This is a genomic window from Dapis purpurea BLCC-M126 (assembly GCF_050015975.1).
Lineage (GTDB): Bacteria > Cyanobacteriota > Cyanobacteriia > Cyanobacteriales > Microcoleaceae > Trichodesmium.
On record NZ_JBNHER010000080.1, the window covers coordinates 4311 to 21274 of the forward strand.

10 protein-coding genes are annotated in these 16964 nt (G+C 35.2%); 4 read left to right on the top strand and 6 right to left on the bottom strand.

Annotated features, from left to right (window positions below; genetic code table 11):
• Positions 1–267: 267 nt before the first annotated feature.
• The 4 genes from ACP6PL_RS07355 to ACP6PL_RS07370 all read right to left on the bottom strand — a co-directional run bounded on the left by ACP6PL_RS07355 (position 268) and on the right by ACP6PL_RS07370 (position 9061).
• Positions 268–582, bottom strand: coding sequence for a hypothetical protein (locus ACP6PL_RS07355; RefSeq protein WP_426544082.1), 315 nt, complete (start codon positions 580–582; stop codon positions 268–270).
• 476 nt (positions 583–1058) lie between these two features.
• Positions 1059–6734 (bottom strand): formylglycine-generating enzyme family protein, encoded by a 5676-nt coding sequence (locus ACP6PL_RS07360; protein WP_426544084.1) that lies wholly within the window; start codon positions 6732–6734, stop codon positions 1059–1061.
• Positions 6735–6953: 219 nt separating this feature from the next.
• A complete protein-coding gene (locus ACP6PL_RS07365; protein WP_426544086.1) occupies positions 6954–7892 on the bottom strand; it encodes an AAA family ATPase in 939 nt (312 codons plus the stop codon).
• Entirely contained in the window at positions 7874–9061 is a 1188-nt protein-coding gene (locus ACP6PL_RS07370; protein ID WP_426544088.1) for a hypothetical protein, read from the bottom strand. Before ACP6PL_RS07370 ends, ACP6PL_RS07365 begins: the two co-directional genes overlap by 19 nt.
• A 229-nt stretch (positions 9062–9290) precedes the next feature.
• Between ACP6PL_RS07370 and ACP6PL_RS07375 the strand changes: the two genes are divergently transcribed.
• Both ACP6PL_RS07375 and ACP6PL_RS07380 read left to right on the top strand, forming a co-directional pair.
• Positions 9291–10928: a CHAT domain-containing protein gene (locus ACP6PL_RS07375; RefSeq protein ID WP_426544090.1), complete on the top strand. Its 1638-nt coding sequence runs from the start codon at positions 9291–9293 to the stop codon at positions 10926–10928.
• A 121-nt stretch (positions 10929–11049) separates the two neighbouring features.
• Positions 11050–11406: a four helix bundle protein gene (locus ACP6PL_RS07380; protein WP_426544092.1), complete on the top strand. Its 357-nt coding sequence runs from the start codon at positions 11050–11052 to the stop codon at positions 11404–11406.
• A gap of 92 nt (positions 11407–11498) precedes the next feature.
• Here the strand turns inward: ACP6PL_RS07380 and ACP6PL_RS07385 are convergent, their stop codons facing one another.
• Positions 11499–13106: an acyl--CoA ligase family protein gene (locus tag ACP6PL_RS07385; RefSeq protein ID WP_426544094.1), complete on the bottom strand. Its 1608-nt coding sequence runs from the start codon at positions 13104–13106 to the stop codon at positions 11499–11501.
• 64 nt (positions 13107–13170) lie between these two features.
• Between ACP6PL_RS07385 and ACP6PL_RS07390 the strand changes: the two genes are divergently transcribed.
• A complete protein-coding gene (locus ACP6PL_RS07390) occupies positions 13171–13365 on the top strand; it encodes a four helix bundle protein (RefSeq protein ID WP_426544096.1) in 195 nt (64 codons plus the stop codon).
• Between the two features lie 41 nt (positions 13366–13406).
• Positions 13407–13604 carry a four helix bundle protein gene (locus ACP6PL_RS07395; protein ID WP_426544098.1) on the top strand — a complete coding sequence of 66 codons (198 nt, stop codon included), beginning with the start codon at positions 13407–13409 and terminating at the stop codon, positions 13602–13604.
• A gap of 347 nt (positions 13605–13951) precedes the next feature.
• Here ACP6PL_RS07395 and ACP6PL_RS07400 read toward each other — a convergent pair whose 3' ends face one another.
• Positions 13952–16243, bottom strand: a complete 2292-nt coding sequence (locus tag ACP6PL_RS07400) for a WD40 repeat domain-containing protein (RefSeq protein WP_426544100.1) — start codon at positions 16241–16243, stop codon at positions 13952–13954.
• Positions 16244–16964 lie beyond the last annotated feature (721 nt).

A 16964-nucleotide genomic window follows, 5' to 3' on the forward strand; every position in this document is an offset into this window, starting at 1 on the left:
CAAAATAATTCAGTAATGGTTGCCAAATTGGCAGATGTATTTGAAAAAAATATAGAGTTTTTGTAGTCATAAAAAGCTGCTTAATCCTTCAAAAAGAATTAAGCAATATTAATATTATTACTTAGGAATTAGGCTCTGCTCTCGACTATGCTCCTAAAATGATTAAGTTCCTAGTTCCACTATAGGGAACTAGAGGAACTTTACTTATCACTTTCTGAAAAATAAGAGGTGATATCAATGCTTATTGCCCACTAGTACTGAAGAAACTTACCAATAATAATAAGGGGCAGTTGCAGCAGTAGCATTCACAAACGATTCAGACTTACCAGGCTCAGTTTGAACACCAAAGATGATGCTGCTGAAGGTGTCTTTACCTTTAGCATCAGCAGTACCTAGAACTTCAGCAACGCTACCTTCTAAACCGCTAGTATTTGTGTAGAAATCCTTATAAAAGTCTTCGTTAACGTAAACGTTAGCGTAAACATCTTTATTCAAATAGAAATTGCTATTAATATTGATTCCTTCACCACCAACAACTTCAGCTTCAGCAGATTCTAAATAGTTTAATTCGGAAATAATCATTTGTTTTCTCCTTATGTTTTTCTCAAACAATATTGTTTTGTTTGACTCTTTTAATATAAGCAAAATAATTCAGTAATGGTTGCCAAATTGGCAGATGTATTTGAAAAAAATATAGGGTTTTTGTCGCCAGGAAAAACTGCTTAATCCTCAAAAAAGAATTAAGCAATGTTGATAATATTTACCCAGGAAAGACCAATTATTATTTGCTCTGGCGTGGCTCTAAAATGTTAACTAAGAGCAATTCCAAAGAAATTATATTGACTATTTTTCTAATTTATCAGCCTAGCCATAATACTGTTGCCATAATGGCAGAATTTTACATAATTAAACCAAATCTTAAAAAAATTGGTATATATTATGAAAAAATAAATAAATCCTTAAGATTGATATTGCTTCCCGACTGTCACAATAACAACTATTGAAGTGGAATTAATATAAAACTATTTTTTTGTAACAATTCCCTTAATAATTGTCTATTAAACTTTATCTTGATTATGCTGACGATCGCCGTCCTGTTTATTAGGAATAACAGAATTACAGACAATACGGAAACCAAAGTAATCATAACGGAAGACGCGCCCAAAGTAACTGACGCGAACAGCAGAACGGCAGAAATCAGGACTATCGTGCCAAGAACCTCCCCTAACTGGAGAAATATCTGTATCCCTATCCTCCCAAGCACTGCCATCATTAGGCCCACCTTCATAACTTTCATGCCAAATATCCTGACACCATTCCCATACATTACCGTGCATATCATATAAACCAAAAGCATTGGGAGGAAAACTTCCCACATCGGTTGTTTTTTGACGATATTTTCCTTTCGGTGCATCAGCGTAAGTAGAATTGCCATCATAGTTCACTAAGTCAGTAGTAATAGTTTCTCCAAAATAAAATGGTGTGGTTGTTCCTGCTCGACAGGCGTATTCCCACTGACTCTCACTTGGTAGTTGATAGATTTTAGTAGTTTTCTGGGATAGCTTTTGGCAAAATTCTGTGGCATTATACCATGTTACAGTTTCTACAGGGAGATTTCTTCCTTTAAAATTAGAGGGATTTTTACTCATAACAGCAAGATATTGTTCTTGAGTAATGGGATATTTGCTCATATAAAAAGGTTGGAGATTAACTTGATGTTGAGGACTTTCTGTCTTAAATTTTCGTTCTTCATTTTCCGGCGAACCCATCAAAAAAGTACCACCAGGAATAGCCACCATTTCCAATATCACACCATTACCCAAATTTTCTGTAAAATATTGAGCTTGTTTGGGAACGCGGTTAATTTCTTCGCCTCTTCTATTAACTGTGATAACCTCGAATGAAAAAGTTTTCAGAGGTAATTTTGGCTGCGGAGTAATAATAGATTCTGGTTGAGTGCTAGGTAAAATAATTGGTTGTTGTTTTGGTTGAATATTAGGAGTAGACTTATCCTGTAAGGTTAGAGGTTCAACAGAAATACAAACAACCCGAAAACCAATAGCGCTGGTATACCCATCGCGCATACTGTACCTGTAGCTATCGCGAACAGCAGAACGGCAGTTATTAGGATAGTCGTGCCAGCAACCGCCTCGCAGCATTGCATACAATTTTTTTTCATTATTTTGATTGAAAATATTCCCTCTTACTGGAATTATTCCTAAAAATTTGTTAGAGTTTTCATTTCTATAAAGCCAAGCACTTCCATCAGTTGGAGCATTTTCATAGTTATCATGCCAGTCATCCGCACACCATTCCCAGACGTTGCCGTGCATATCATATAGCCCAAAAGCATTGGGGGGATATTTTCCAACAAAAGTTGTTTGGCCTCCCCAAGAGCTATAATTAGCTAATTCTCTTGTAATGGTTTCTCCAAAGCAAAAGGGTGTTGTTGTACCTGCACGACAAGCATATTCCCATTCTGCTTCACTTGGCAGTCTATAACTCCTTCCAGTTAATTTTGAGAGTCGTTCACAGAATTCTACCGCCTCATACCAATTAACCCGTTCTACAGGTCTTTGTTCTTGGTATGCTTCTTTAAATTTAGAGGGGTCTGGTTTTAAATTTCGTCTTACTTTTAACTCTGTTCGAGAGACGATCGCTTTCCATTGAGCTTGAGTAACAGGGTAACGTCCTATCAGAAACTTAGAAATATTTACATTATGTTGTGGTCTTTCTCTACTATTACTTCCTTCCTCAGATTCTGGTGCCCCCATTGTAAACGTTCCACCAGGAATAGCTACCATTTCCAATATTACGCTGTTACCCAAATCTTCTGTAAAATATTCAGCTTGTTTGGGAATGCGGTTAATTTCTTCGCCTCTCTTATTAACTGTGATAACCTCGAATGAAAAAGTTTTCAGAGGTAATTTTGGTTGCGGAGTAACAGGAGGTTCTGGTTTACTACTTGGTAGAATAATTGCTTTTTGTGTCTGTTGAATATTAGGAGCAGAGTCACTCTGATTAGAAATACTTTTTGTGAAGTCAGACACTACACGAAAACCAACACCGATACTGATGAGGTTGCGCCAATTGTCGTATTTGAAGCGATACGCAGAACGGCAGTGATACGCAACGTAGAGCAAGGAACCGCCTCGGAGTGGTGAACGACTATCATCACCATTTAGCCAAGCTTTGCCATCAGTAGGAGCATTGTCATAATTACCATGCCATTCATCTGTACACCATTCCCAAATGTTTCCGTGCATATCACTCAGTCCAAAAGAGTTGACGACATCAAAATAGCCGACAGGTGTGCTTTGACCCCGATATTCTCCTTTAAGCTTTTCACCATAAGAACCTTTATTGTCTGTACCTCGATAATTAGCTAAATCTGTTGTAATAGTTGCTCCAAAGTGAAAAGGAGTTGTCGTTCCTGCCCGGCAAGCATATTCCCATTCTGCTTCACTTGGCAGTCTATAATTCTTTCGGGTTAGTTTCGAGAGTCTTTCACAAAATTCTACCGCCTCATACCAATTTACCTGCTCTACTGGTCTTTGCCATCTATCTATACCTTGGTATGGCTTTTTAAAACGAGAGGGGTCTGGTTTTAAATCTAGATTTACTTTAAGGTCTATTCGAGAGGCGATCGCTTTCCATTGAGCTTGAGTAATAGGGTAACGTCCCATCACAAACTCAGAAATATTTACATTATGTTGGGGTCTTTCTCTATTATTACTTCCTTCCTCAGATTCTGGTGCCCCCATTGTAAATGTTCCACTGGGAATAGCGACCATTTCCAAAATCACACCATTACCCAAATCTTCTGTAAAATATTGAGCTTGTTTGGGAACGCGGTTAATTTCTTCACCTCTTCTATTAACTGTAATAACCTCGAATGAAAAAGTTTTCAGAGATAATTTTGGTTGCGGAGTAATAATAGCTTCTGGTTTAGTGCTAGGTAAAATAATTTGTTGTTGCTTCGGTTGAATATTAGGAGTAGATTTATCCTGATTAGAAAAAGTTCTCCCGTCATCGCACACAATACGAAAACTAATAAAGTCATCGTCCATATTGCGCCAATTCAAGAAAGTACGATACGCAGAACGGCAGTTATATGGAATGTCGAGCCAGGAACCGCCTCGCCGCGGTGAACGACTATCATCACCATTTAGCCAAGGTTTGCCATCAGTAGGAGCGTTTTCATAATTCTCATGCCATTCATCTGCACACCATTCCCACACATTTCCGTGCATATCATATAAGCCAAAACCATTGGGAGGAAAACTTCCCACATCAGTTGTATTTTTTCGATATATACCTTTAGGAGCATTGGGATAACGTTTGTTGCCATGATAGTTAACTAAGTTAGTAGTAATAGCTTTCCCAAAATAGAAAGGTGTAGTTGTACCTGCGCGACAAGCATATTCCCACTGACTCTCACTAGGTAGTCTGTAGTTTTTCCTGGTTTTCTGAGATAGCTGTTGACAAAACTCTGTGGCGTTGTACCATGTCACTTTTTCTACTGGGCGGTTTCCTCCTTTAAAGTGAGAGGGATTTTTACTCATAATAGCTTGATATTGTTCTTGAGTAATAGGATATTTACTCATATAAAATGGTTCCAGACTAACTTGATGTTGGGGACCTTCTGTATCAAATCTTCCTGTTTCATCCTCCGGCGAACCCATCAAAAAAGTACCTCCAGGAATAGATACCATTTCTACAATCACACCATCACCCAAATCTTCAGTAAAAAATTTAGCCTCCTTCCAAACACGATTAATTTCCTCACCTCTCCTATTAACTGTCAGCACCTCAAAGGAAAAAGTCTGCAAAGGCAACGCAACAGGAACCCTCAATAACACACCCTCTACATCTACTTGACTCCTTCCCAACTCCCTCCTCACATTCTCAACTCCAGCAAGATCGCCCCGCGCATAACCACCATACCCCTGCCCCAACATCACTAACAAAGGTTCATACTCCCTCAAAGGTTCTGCCAAAGTTTCCATCAAAGACGACAACCTCACCAACTCTGCTTTATCATCCCGCCCATAAGCTTCCTGTAAAGATTCAGCTAACTGACGGGCAGCCAATTCCGGGCGAGTATAAGCCAAAGCAGTCCATCTTTGCCCCTGCCAAATACTAGAAACAAACTCCCCACGATTAACTTGAGAATCAATATAACTGACCAAAAATCGAGATAATTCCTCTAGTCGAGACTCTCCAAACCTTTCAGTACAAAGTTGTAATAACTGATTCCGAATACCTCGATCCATTTCATACAGTTCCCTATCCACAGGATGACAAAAACTCGACAACAAAATATCTGCCACCGCATACCAAGGAATATTAAAATTGCGCTCCCTAGCAAAAAACCGTTGCCATAAACGATATAAAAGGTCAGGAGTTAATGCCAAAGGAAAAGCAGCGTGTTGGGCAAATATTAAATGAGGTTCACCGAAATATTCAGTAAAAGCAGCAATTTGATCGAGATTTTCATTGATAATTTCTACCTCCTCAACATCAGTTTTCACAACAGGCAAATTTCTCCCCAACTTCCCAGAAATTAACCACTGACACATCGCCTTAAATTCTTGAGAACTTAGACCGAACGGTTTCAGATTGAAATTCTCATCCCCAATAGCAGAAATTTCCTGTGCTGAAGTTCCACGCCACTTTTCGCGAGGCAAAGGATTTAACCATGCCACCCTTTCCACTTTTCGGGAGAGAAACTTGATAAAATTCTCAGTTTTGTCAACCCTTTCTGAAACAAACCTACCCCTCGCAGCACCCCCATCACTCAAAATTAAAACTAAAATTTCTTCTTTAACCAATCCCGCTAAAAGAGTTTTCAAAGATTTTTTTTCTGAAAAATTTGAGTCAGCATAAACCCTTATTTTTGGCACATTATCGAAGTAATAAAGATCGACATCCTGCCAATAATTAATTATTTGACGACAGAAAGGATTAAAAGGCATCATTGACTCAGACTGGTCAATTAATAAGATAATTTTTCTGTGTTTTCCCTGATCATACTTATAGATAGGTTGTACAAAAAAACCTTGTTTAGCTACCTGTTGAACGGTAGCTTGTAGATTCATATTGTGAGAAAAATCTGTTAATTGAGGTTGAAATAATAAACGCTTTGCTTGCTGTATTTGGGCAAGACTAACAGGAAAATAATCTCCATTTTTAGGAGTTTTAGGAATAGCAGTGGCAACTTGAGGATTATTAAAAGTAGGTGGTAGTAAAATTTCTGGAAAAGTTTTAGATTCAGGAATTTGTTGAGGTAAACTTTCTGGAAAAGTTTCAGATTCAGGAATTTGTTGAGGTAAACTTTCTGAAAAATTCTCTGGTTCAAAAGTAGATTCTGGTGGAATTTCTGAATTAGAAGTAGATGACCTTTCTACTATTTCCTCTTCTGCTGCAGTTACTTCAGATTTAGAAATAGAATTATTAGTTGCTGTTTCGATAAATTGATGAAACTCTGAAAAGAGATTTTTCTGCTGAGACAATAATTCATTTAAACAATTATCAAATAATTTTTGTTCCTCACGAGATTTTGCCCAAATTGTGCGATAAAGTCTGGCAATAGCTTGTTTATCGGAAATATCCAACCCCATTTCAATCGATTCTAATAAAGCTTGAGTTGCTAACTCGTATTGTGAAATACCGAGTTTCATTCCAGCTTCTCGCAGTCGCCAGAATAAATTGATTAATGGGGGATTTTTCATAACACAAAGGGGGAGGTTTTTCTTAGACTTTGTATAAGTATAAATTAATAGTTATAATTAAAGCTTGTAGTAGGGCTTTAGCCCGAACTGTAGATGGGGCTAAAGCCCTACTACAAACAAAAAAAAATTTATTGCTGATGATCTGGAGACAATATAAAATATAGCTAATTAATTTAGCTTAATCTTGGCATTTCTAATTCTTCCAATTAACTTAATTATTTATTCTAAAAAATCTTCGCGATCGCTACGACTTTTTAATAATGTACTGGCAAAAGGTAATTCTATTTCTAATCTTTCTAGTATTTCTTCTGGAGGGTACTCATTCAATATAGCAAACCAATCTATTAGTTCGCTGGTACTTACTTTTTTCCCAGTTTCTCCTCGTTCATCTTCCATCATTTCTCGCAATTCTAAAAATCTATCAATTGCTTTTTCCACAATTTCGCTAGCAGGATTTTGAAACCTAGCATTAATGATTTTTATGAGTTGTTCTTGACTAGGAAATTCAATGTAATGATACAAACATCTACGGAGAAAAGCATTCGGTAAAGTTTTTTCTTGGTTACTCGTAATAATTACAATTGGTGGAGCATTTGGGTTAGCTCTTAACCAACGCCGGGGACGTAAATCTTTAATTTCAAATCGTTGTTCTTCTAGTGCTAATAATAAATCATTTGGAAAATCTGTATCTGCTTTATCAATTTCGTCAATTAAGACTACAGTCCGATATTTTTTTTCTTGAAAAGCATAACCTAAAGGTCCTAATTCTAGATATTTAATTAGATTAGTAGGGTCAGTTTCCTGATTTTTTATCCCCAACTTTGCTAACTGTGCTGCTTGTAAACGTCCGATATAATCATAAGAATAAAAACCGTCCTGTGCTTTACTAATTGACTGAACATTCCAGAGGCGAAATTTCCAATTTATATCGGGATATTTTTGGCTAAATTCATAAATAATGGAATATGCAAGACGACTTTTACCACAACCTGGTTCTCCTTCTAATAATAGGGGACGATTTAATCTAATTGATAAATTAACTGCTTCCTTTAAAAAGTCATCTGGATAGTAGGGATGTAAATTTTGTTGTACTAAATCATTCCACTCACTCGTCGGTGGTTGGATGTTTCCTTCATATTTTAGGGGTAAGTTTGCCATCTTGTTTCCCGACTAAATTGACATTGAAAAAGTTTGTACATATATTCTAGGACTAGGCGAGATTTGCCATTTTTACTATATGTCAATAAATCTTTAATGGCATCATTTATTGATGGTAACTGCATCTGTAAAATTATCTCTACTTGATTAATAGCTTCTCGAATATCAGTTTCAGATATGGATTCTGCAATTGGCATTTTAATGACTTGTGGAAATATTTCTGTACAGTCTCGCCAATTATTTTGACCGCCACAGTCTTCTAAAAACATAATCAAAAAGTTTTTACCTGCTGGTATTTGTTTAACTAAAGGAAACCAAAATTGTTCTAATAATTCTTCTAAACGATTTTTGTCTAAAGTTTCTACATTTTTGAATACTAAAATAATATGCTTTTTTTGGATAAAATCTGCACTTGTTAACTGTAACTCTGCTCCCAGTTTCATCCAGATAGTCGGAATAGAAAATTCTGTCAAATCAGAAGCTAGGTCAAAACTTAACTTTTTAACTTCTGCTGCTCCATATTTAATAATTTCTATTTCAATTCTACGCATTAACCAAGCTCGACAATAGTGGCAATTTCCTTGGATTAAAAATCCGCCTACTCGCCGTTTATGTTTGGCTAAATTTTGGAAAATATTGATTTGAGGCCGATGATTTACACTTAGTAATATCCGATATAACAGAGTAGAACGGTTATGGAAATCTGAGGAATTTTTTTTAGTACCTAATTCTTGAATAATTTCTGTTTCAAAACCTAAAGCTTTCCAATAAGCCACAAAAGCAGATTTATCAATTGGAATTCCTTTTTGGAAATTACTCCAAGTCCGATAAGAAATATTTTTAGCCAAAATAATATCTGATTCAATTAACTCTTCTAATTGAAAACTGCTAATTATTTGATTAGCTGATTTTTTGATTTTCTGTTTAAATTTGCGATATTCATATTTCTGAGTTTTAGGAATATAAACCCCTTCTTCATCAATTAATTCTTCTAGTTTTTCCAGAGTAATTTCATAACCCGTAATAATTGTGTCAAATATTAAATTTTTACTCGCCTCTACCAGTGCTTGACTATTTTCTCCCCTTCTCCAATTAAGTTCTTGAATTCGTTGTTTTATTTGTTGGCATTCGGACTCAGAAGCCTTCAAGGTATTCTGCCGTCTGGTCATTTCAGTTATTAGTTATCAGTTATCAGTTTGCTACGCACATGAAAAGCCTCCTAGGTCGTAACTTTCCTAGGTTATTACTTCATAATGTTGATTTTGTCAAGCTCCGATCCGATCAGTTTTCCGATCAGATTGTGACAGTGGCTGTGAAAGGCTCTACAAAGGCAATGTGGTTCAAAACTCATTGCAGAGCAGCCACTACAAGTACAAATATTTTACTCAATCAAGACCAATGACACAAGCAGATTTATTGAGACTGTATCAAGGTCAGTTCAAATTAATTAAAACTCTAAATTATTGCAGTTGGCAAAAGTTGTTTTTACCCTTAGTTTTACTAAATTATTTTTTATCGTTAATGTGGAGTTTTCCAACAACAAATATATCATCTATAAATAAAATAAATGAATATAAATCACAATTTTCACCAGCTACTAACTATTTAGATACAAACCTAGAATTTGGCATTTCATTATCTGGTGATAATCAGGAAAAAAGTAGGGGAGAGGAAGAGGTTTTAACAATTAAAAATCATAAAAATTATACTGCGAATCAGCTACCTTTAGAAATATATTTCCCATCACCTCAAGATAAATCAAAGACTTTATCAAACTCTAATACTGCTGATTTTACTTCAAATATTACCTTGGATAAAGCTTCAGAGCAAGTAGTAACAATGTTAGAAAAAAATCTTATCCAAGAATATTCCGATTATTTTGGGGAAGATTTTCAAGGGAAATTAGTCAATCCTCAAAATATCCAAGATATTTTAGTAGATATGCACCGTCAGACAGGAAAAAAATCAGCAGTTATCTATATTCTTGTTTACCAAGACCAATTACAAATTATCTTATTAACCCAAAAAGGTCAACCTATTCTCAAAACTGTTCCTGGAGTAAACAGGGAACAACTAAGAAATACTGCTATGATGTTTAGTGGAGAAATTACTGACTTTAGGAATCTTAACACCACCAGTTATTTACCATTAGCTCAAAAATTATATAACTGGTTAATTGCTCCAATTGCTACAGCACTAGAAAAAGCTAATATTGATACATTATTATTTAGTATTGATAGTGGTTTTCGTCTCTTACCTTTGGCAGCATTACACGATGGAGAACAATTTTTAATTGAGAAATATAATTTCAGTTTAATTCCCAGTTTCAGCTTAATTAATCATAATTATAATTCCTTAAAAAATACTCAAGTTTTAGCAATGGGAGCTAGTAAATTTTCTGAGCAACCACCCCTACCAGCAGTATCAGTAGAATTAACAACAATTACACAAAAATTATGGCAAGGTAATAGTTTCCTAAATGAAGAATTTACCCGCCAAAATCTGATTTATCAACATCAAAATTATCCATATTCTATTATTCACTTAGCTACTCATGCTGAATTTATAAGTGGAGATGTTAGTCAATCTTATATTCAACTATGGAATGAGAAATTACAATTGCATCAAATAGGGGAATTAGGATGGAATAATCCTGAAGTTGAACTATTAGTATTGTCTGCTTGTCGTACAGCAGTGGGAGATAAAAATTCTGAGTTAGGTTTTGCCGGATTAGCAATAGCAACGGGAGTCAAATCTGCTGTGGGTAGTTTATGGTTAGTGAATGATGAGGCGACATTAGGATTAATGACAGAATTTTACTCTCATCTAGGTAATCTTAATATTAAAGCCGAAGCATTAAGAGAAGCACAATTAGCAATGTTGAAGGGTAAAGTTGTAATAGAAAAAGGTATTTTAAGGGGTTCAGTAAGTGGTAGAGAAATGTCTTTACCAGCAGAATTGGCAAATATTCAAAATCAGAAATTTTCCCATCCTTATTATTGGGCAGGATTTACAATGGTCGGTAGTCCTTGGTAGAATTGAGAATTGAGAATTGAGAATTCAGAATTTAGAATTGAAAATTTACAATAACCAAACATGGTAAAAAAAGATATACAAGGAATTTAGAATTCAGAATTCAGAATAAATAGAACCTAATATGGTAAAAAAAGATATACAAGATAGGAGTCTGAATTTTAGCATAAGAATAGTAAAGCTTTGCAAGTTTTTGAGAGAAAATGGTGGGACAGGATATGATTTGAGTAAACAATTAATACGCTCTGGGACAAGCATAGGCGCGAATATTGAGGAAGCACAGGACGCAGAAAGTAAAGCCGATTTTATCCATAAAATGAATATTTCTTTCAAGGAAGCTAGAGAGACTAATTACTGGTTAAAAATATTAATTGCAACAGAAAAAGAACTAGAACAAAGATTACTTCCTTTATTAAATGAATCTAATCAATTAATTTCTATTCTTCATGCAATCATTAAAAATACAAAAGCTCAAGATTAAAAGAATGCAGAATTTACTAACTCTAGATTATAAAGTCTGAATTCTAAATTCTGCATTCTAAATTCTGCATTCTGAATTCTAAATTCTGCATTCTAATGAATCCTTTTTTCATAACCAACCCATTCTTTCTCCCGCAATAAATATTTCTGCACCTTACCCGTAGCAGTTTTAGGCAACTCTATAAACTCAACTGCTTTCGGCACCTTAAACTGTGCTAAATTCTGCCGACAAAAATCAATAATTTCTGATGTTGTCACAGTTTCATCTGGTTTCAAAGTCACAAACGCTTTTGCCACCTCGCCTCGTTTTTCATCCGGGATAGCAATAACTGCCACTTCCAAAACTGCTGGATGTTTGTAAATTGCTCTTTCAACCTCAATAGTCGAAATATTCGTACCACTACTAATAATAATATCCTTAGCGCGATCGCGTAATTCCATATAACCATCAGGATACATCACCGCCAAATCTCCACTATGAAACCAACCACCGCGAAACGCCCACTCAGTAGCCTCTGGATCGTTAAAATATCCCTGCATGACATTATTGCCACGCATCACCACTTCTCCCATAGTTTCACCATCAGCAGGTATATCCTGCATATCTTTGTCTACTACACGCATTTGAGCAGCATGAATATAAGGTACTCCCTGTCTAGCTTTCAATTTTGCCTTTTCCCCCATTGGTAAATCATCCCAAGGTGCTTGCCATTCACAGACGCTATGAGGTCCGTAGGTTTCCGTTAAACCATAAACATGAGTAATATCTACTCCCAATTCTTCCATTGTCTGAATAATAGTGGGAGAAGGTGGGGCACCAGCAGTAGCAACTCCCAGGGGGTGGGAAAGCTGTAATTTTTTGATGGCGCGGTCGTTAGCGAGGGCAATTAATATTGTGGGGGAACCGCAGAAGTGAGTCACTCCTTCATCCATAATTAATGAGACTACTGTGTTAGGGAAAAATTTACGCATACAGATATGAGTACCACCTACAGCAACAACTCCCCAGGTAAAACACCAACCGTTGCAGTGAAACATGGGTAAAGTCCACAAATAGATACTGTTATTATTCATGCCTAATTCCAAGGCTTCCCCTAAAGCATTGAGATAAGCACCACGGTGGGTATAAACTACGCCCTTTGGTTGACCGCTGGTGCCACTGGTATAGTTGATAGAAATTGGTTCGTTTTCGTCTGCGAGGGAGGAAGGTATAGCGTCTGATGTACCTGTACTTAAAAAAGTTTCATAATCTGTGCCTGGTAATTTTTCTCCTGTTGTTTCTATTTCAGTATCTACTATATTGATAATTTCTTCTACACTTTCCAAATCATCCCTCACTGATGCTACTAGGTGAGATAATTCTGTATCGACAAATAATAGACGTGCTCCACAGTTATTCAGGATATAAGAAATATCCTTAGCAGCTAACCGAATATTAATAGCGACTAAAACTCCTCCTGCTAGGGGAACGCCAAAATGTGCTTCTAGCATAGGTGGAATATTCGGGCAAAGGAAAGCTACGCGATCGCCTTTTTGTAACCCCCAATTTTTTAAGGCGTTTGCTAGTTGATTCACTCTAGCGGCAAACTGCTCATAAGTCCATCGAGATGAGCGGTAAACTATGGCATCTTTGTCACGAAATGCTGCTACACTGCGTTCTAGAAAACTTTGGGGAGTAAGAAATTGAGAGGAAACTTTCATTATCAGAATTTATAATTTAGAATTTAGAATAATTATTCAGAATTTAGAATAAATAGAACCTAATATGGCTATGGCAAAAAAAGATATACAGGATAGGACTCTAAATTCTACCATAAGAATAGTAAAGCTTTACAAGTTTTTGAGAGAAAATGGTGGGACAGGATATGATTTGAGTAAACAATTAATACGCTCTGGGACAAGTATAGGCGCGAATATTGGGGAAGCACAAAACGCAGACATTCAAGAATTAAGAATTTAGAATTAAGAATTTAGAATTACCTCTCATTGAAAATAAGAGGATTGACGAACAGGAAAATTTTTATTTATTATCCCCTTAAAAGGGGAGGCTTTAAACCACAATATTTCGGTAAAGCCGATTTTATCCATAAAATGAATATTTCTCTCAAGGAAGCTAGAGAGGCCAATTACTGGTTAAAAATATTAATTGCAACAGAAAAAGAACTAGAACAAAGATTACTTCTTTTATTAAAGGAATAATTACCAATTAATATCATGTCCGGATAATCAGTGATAAAAAAGTTTTTGTTTGTAGTAGGGCTTCAGCCCTAAGTATATATCGGGCTGAAGCCCTACTACGAACTTTAATTCTAACTATTCAACCGGACATGATATAATTTCTATTCTTCATGCAATCATTAAAAATACTAAATCTCAAAATTAGGCGTTGCTGAAATGTAATGCTTAGTAGCTGAAAGTAAAATCGGAAAACTTATGTTTTTCATTGATACTTAATCTAAAAATTATGACTAGTCAGCAACGCCGAAAATTAATTCTCAATTCTCAATTCCTCATAATTCTCAATTCTTAAAATTCTCAATTCCCAACTAACCTGCCATTTGCAAAAAGTGCATGATTCCCTCACTATCACCTGCCACCACTGTTTTCCCATCTTCACCAACAGTACAACAATAGAAACTATTCTCTCCAGAAAAGCTGATCAATTCTTTTCCCTCCTCCATATCCCAAACCTTTACCTTATTATCAGCTCCTGCTGATACTATTCGCTTAGAATCTGGAGTCACTGCTACTGACCTAATTGTATTAGTATGACCTGATAATTTTCGTAATTCTTTCCCACTAGCTAAATCCCAGATTCTGATTGTATCATCCCAAGCAGCAGATATCACTTTTTTGCTATCAGGAGTAACTGTCACTGACCAAATACCATCAGTATGCCCCCATAAAGTTCTAATTTCAGCTCCACTAGCTAGATCCCAGACTTTCAAAGTTTCATCCCAGGAAGCAGATATGAGTTTTTTACCATCAGGAGTAACTGCCACTGACCAAATGCCATCAGTATGTCCTTTTAAAGTAGTAATCTCAGTCCCAGTAGCTAGATTCCAAATTTTAACAGTATGATCGCTAGAACCTGAGATAACACATTTACCTTCTGGAGTAATAGCAACTGCATTTACCCAGAAATCGTGACCTACTAAAGTCAATAGTTCCTCACCTGTTTCTAAATCCCAAACTTTGAGGGTATTATCTTCAGAAGCAGATACCGCTCGTCTTCCATCAGGAGCGATCGCTACTGCTGATACTCCTTCAGTATGTCCTACCAATTTTGTAACTTCGTTACCTGTGGTAGAGTTCCATACTTTTATCGTATTATCCTCTGAAGCTGATAACACCTGAGTGGTATTAGGTATTGTAGCAACAGATCTTACTCCCAAATCATGGCGAGGAATTTTAATAGTTTTTGTACAGGCAACTAAATCCCAAATTTTGAGCGTGTTATCATAGGCACCAGAGATTATGTGTTTACTGTCTGGGCTAATTGCAACTCCTTTTACCCATTCTGTGTGCCCTGTAATTGTAATAATTTCAGAATTTTTTTCTAAATCCCAAACTTTTAGGGTTTTATCCCACGAACCTGATACTATATATTTGCCATCGGGACTCATTGCGACAGCCCTTACCCATTCTGTATGTCCTTCTAACGTTTGTAGTTCTTTACCTGTAGTTAATTCCCAAATTTTAATTGTCTTATCGTCTGAACCTGATACTATATGTTTGCCATTAGGAGTAACTGCTATTGCTGTGACTGAAGCTTTATGACCACTCATAGTCATAATTTCCTTGTATGTAGTTAAATCCCAAACTTTCAGTGTCTTATCTGCTGAACTTGATATTGCCTGTTTGCCATCAGGTGTAATTGCTATTGCCATTACAGCACCAGTATGACCAGTTAAAACATTAACTTCCTCATAATTTACTATATCCCAGACTTTTAATATTTTATTTTTTGAAGCTGATATTGCCCGTTTACCATCAGGAGTAACTGCTACTGCATTGATAACATCATTATTTCTCAGAGTACAAATTTCTGTATTTTCAGTTAAATCCCATATTTTTAAAGTTTTATCCCATGCACCTGATATTGCCTTTTTGCCATCAGGAGTAATTGCTACTGAATATACCCAGGAATTGTGTCCGGTTAATTTACTAATTTCCCTACCACTTTCTAAATCCCATATTTTTAATGTTGCATCCCAAGAGGCTGATATTACCTGTTTACTATCAGGAGCGATCGCCACGGCATTAATTGAGTCATCATGCCCAGTAATACTTGTTATCAAAACTGCATTTGGTACAGTTAAATTTGGATGCATAGGGTACAACCAGGGAGTATTTTGGACAGCTTGAATTTGCTCTAGTAATTGTTGAATAAGAGGTAGATTTTTATATTCTAGAAGTCTGGTAAATAGTTGTACTGATAATTGATTTTTATCTTCTTTCAGAATAGATTTTGATAATTCTAAACTTTCTTTAATTAGTTTTAGAGATTTTGTTGTTTGTGGAAGTGAATTACTAGATTCTAATTGTTTTAATTCATTAATTAAATTATAGTCTTTTATTAAACTCTCTATTCCGAATTTTTTGTGCTTAATTTTAGCTGATAAAAATTCAATATTTGTGAGTATTTGAGCATAATTTTCTATTTCACCAGAACTGGCATATTTTTTTGGTAAATTTTCTAGATCAGTTGTTTTATATTTATTTGCTTGATTAATTTTCAGCAAAAAATTAGGCACAAGATGTTTTTTAAAAGGAGACATATATAACCTAGATTTATTATGAGTTTTGATAAAAGGTTGATGCTGAGGTATTCTCATAATTCTCCACTGATTTTATAGTATTAACATTTTAGATCTGGCTTTTAGGAAAAATCAAAGTTATTGAATAAATTATTCTTCCCATAACAAGTAATTAGTTTTATCGTTAAATATATGATACTTTTAATGCTAATATTAAATCCGGATCATTAGTTATTTTATATTAGATACTCACTATTCAGGAAATATAAAAGATATTTCAATATGCAATAACAATAACTCAGGATATTTTATGGGAAGTTTTTGCTCTAGTCTAAGGATACCTTTACAGTAAAGATATAACTGGATTGAATATAAAAACAATGCATCTCAAATATTTTTTACAATTCTACAAATTCAGCAATATTTAATCAGGAAAAATAAGTAAATATCGTTATAATTTTTTCTTATATCTTCAATTATAAATATAATAATTAAGAATTTTAGATATTGTACAAAGTTAAAAAATAATGCTATACATTAATAAATAATAGAAAAAATCCGTCAGGGATAATTTACTTTCTGAAACTAAAGTTATATGTATCCTTGATTAATTAATTTAGTATTAGACACCCTTCAAAACTATAGCACATATAATTTTCTAGTGATGTATAAAAGAGGTATTTTACTCCATTCTTTACTTCCTGATTTAATAATAACCACTTTTATTTGCAACTTAATTTAGGGAAATACTTAGCCAAAATCATTATCTATAGAGTTCCTAAATAAGTTTCAAACTATA